Source organism: Pedobacter sp. 01N416 (assembly GCF_056399685.1).
On sequence record NZ_JBFTRT010000700.1, the window covers coordinates 1 to 2348 of the forward strand.

Below are 2348 nucleotides of genomic sequence, written 5' to 3' on the forward strand. Positions count from 1 at the left end.
GTGTTTAAAATAGAGATAGCCGTTTTTACATAATGTTTTTTAGGCTCACTTACATTAAAGAAGGTACGTATACTGTTTTGACACATGTATTCATCATTGCCTAAACCGACAGGGACTATTAAATTATGCGCAATATCGTGTGCCAGTTGTAATACGATTTTATTGTTCCACTGCCATTCGTGCACAGGGATGAAGAAATAATCTTCAGGTGGTAACTGCTGTTGAATTAATACCTGATTAAAATCGTGAACCTGCTTTAAGCTGAGTTCTTCATTATAAAAAGAAAATGAAGAAATACTTTCGATACTTTTAAATTCTGCCCTTGTTTTATGTACCGCTAACCAAGCCAATTGGGTTCTTTGAGCAGCTTCTGGCGCGTATTTACCTTGATCGCTGTGGTTAAAGCCGATCCGTCCTTTATTGATGGTAGCCCAGGGATGTCCATCCATTTGATGTTCGATGGTTTGGTAATCAGCATTGGCTAATTCATCAGCGGTTAACCTGCCTTTTTGATGAATGTAGGCATCGGCGTATAAGGTATTTAGGGTTTCTTCTACGAAATGGGCAAGTGTAAAGGGTTTAATGCCAAAAGTTTGCTGTAGTTCGGTATAAAATGCAGGAGCGTTGTTTACGGCTACACTTTCGCCATTTACAAATTTTTTGATGCTTTGTTTATCTATGTGCAGGTAATCTAAAGCACGTTGTTGCCCTGAAAAGGTATAATAAATATCTTCAGAATCTGTAGCGAGACGGAAATCAGAATTTCCTTGTTCGTTGGTACTGATCAATGTTGGCTCAGCTAATTTTTCGTGCATGAGCTCCACTATCGATTTTGCAATATAATTGCGGTTTACTTTATCCCAAATTTCTTTGTTTAAGGGTTTTATGTGATTGAAGTTGTTGTAATTCATGGTATTTAGTATTTTAAATATTGGGTTGGTCCAGATTTGTAATCTGGACTTTTTGTGCTCCGGATTTTAAATCCGGTTCTCTATAGTCTGGATTACAAATCCCCGACCATCAATATTAATTTAATCTTCAGATAATTGCAGCGCTGCGTTAGATAATTCATTTTCCTGTATTTCATCTGTTACGCTAAACTGCTGGAAAGCAATCCGTTTTTCTACCGGATAAATTTCGAAGCCTAAAATGGCATTGATAATGGATGCATTGCGATAGGCACCCATGCCCAAATCAGGTGTTACGAAACCGTGGGTATGCAGTTCTACATTTTGAACAAAGATTTCATTTCCATTTACATCAATAGCATAGTTGCGGTGTACTTGAAAAAGTCCGTCGGCATTACGTGCAATGCGATCGTTTATCCCTGATAAGAAACCAGGCTCATTATATTTGTAACCAGTTGCCAACACCACAAAATCAGTATCAACAGCAAAATCCTTTTCACTTTCGGTATGATAAAAATCGAGCTGATATTTTCCGTCGGCGTTTACTGTTAAATTGTTCAGTTGACAGTTAGGCATCAATTCAGCATTTACCTTTTCGCCATCAACACTCAATTCGTACAGTTTATCAAAAATCTGGTTAATCAGTTCGAAGTTTATGCCTTTAAACAGCGAATTTTGTTTTCCTAAAAGCTGTTTGCGTTTGGCATCACTCAGATTATAAAAGTGGTCTACATATTCGGGAGAAGTGAGCTCCAATGTTAATTTCGAATACTCCATCGGGAAAAAGCGATCAGGCCGGGTAAACCATTTTAATTTCAGTCCATTCTCCGTTTCAGGCAATAAATCGTAAAAAATCTCGGCGGCACTTTGTCCTGAGCCAATAATCGTTACGGTTTTTTGCTGCAGCAGCGTAGATTTAAACTTTAAATATGCTGAAGAATGTATGGCATTTTTATGCTCAGCTGGCCTAATAAAACCAGGTACTTTTGGTGCAGTTCCCGTTCCGAGCACTATTTTTTTAGTGAAAATGGTTTCACTGGTTCCGCTTGATTGATCAACTTTTTCTACCTGATAAACACCATCAGCGTAATTTACACTGATTACTTTCTGTCCGAAATGGCAGTTTTGCAGATGATTGATAGCCCATTTACAATAAGCATTATATTCCTTTCGTAATACAAAAAAATCTTCTCTGATATAGAATTTATATAGGCGATCTGTTTGTTTAAGGTAGTTTAAAAAGCTGTACGGACTGGTTGGGTCGGCCATGGTTACCAGATCAGCCATAAAGGGGACCTGTAAAGTGGCATCGCTTAACATCATGCCAGGGTGCCAGTTAAATTCGCTCTCCTGATCCAAAAATAAAGTCGTTAAGCTACTGATAGGGGCACACAATGCAGCTAATCCCAGGTTGAACGGACCTATACCGATCCCTACAAT

General features: G+C 38.4%; 2 protein-coding genes. Both read right to left on the reverse strand.

The window, feature by feature from the left end:
• Positions 1-911: IucA/IucC family protein (locus AC1DND_RS26000; protein ID WP_477585499.1), on the reverse strand; the 911-nt coding region annotated here is incomplete at its 3' end.
• Positions 912-1031: 120 nt separating this feature from the next.
• On the reverse strand, positions 1032-2348 hold a 1317-nt coding region (locus AC1DND_RS26005; protein ID WP_477585501.1), incomplete at its 5' end, for a lysine N(6)-hydroxylase/L-ornithine N(5)-oxygenase family protein.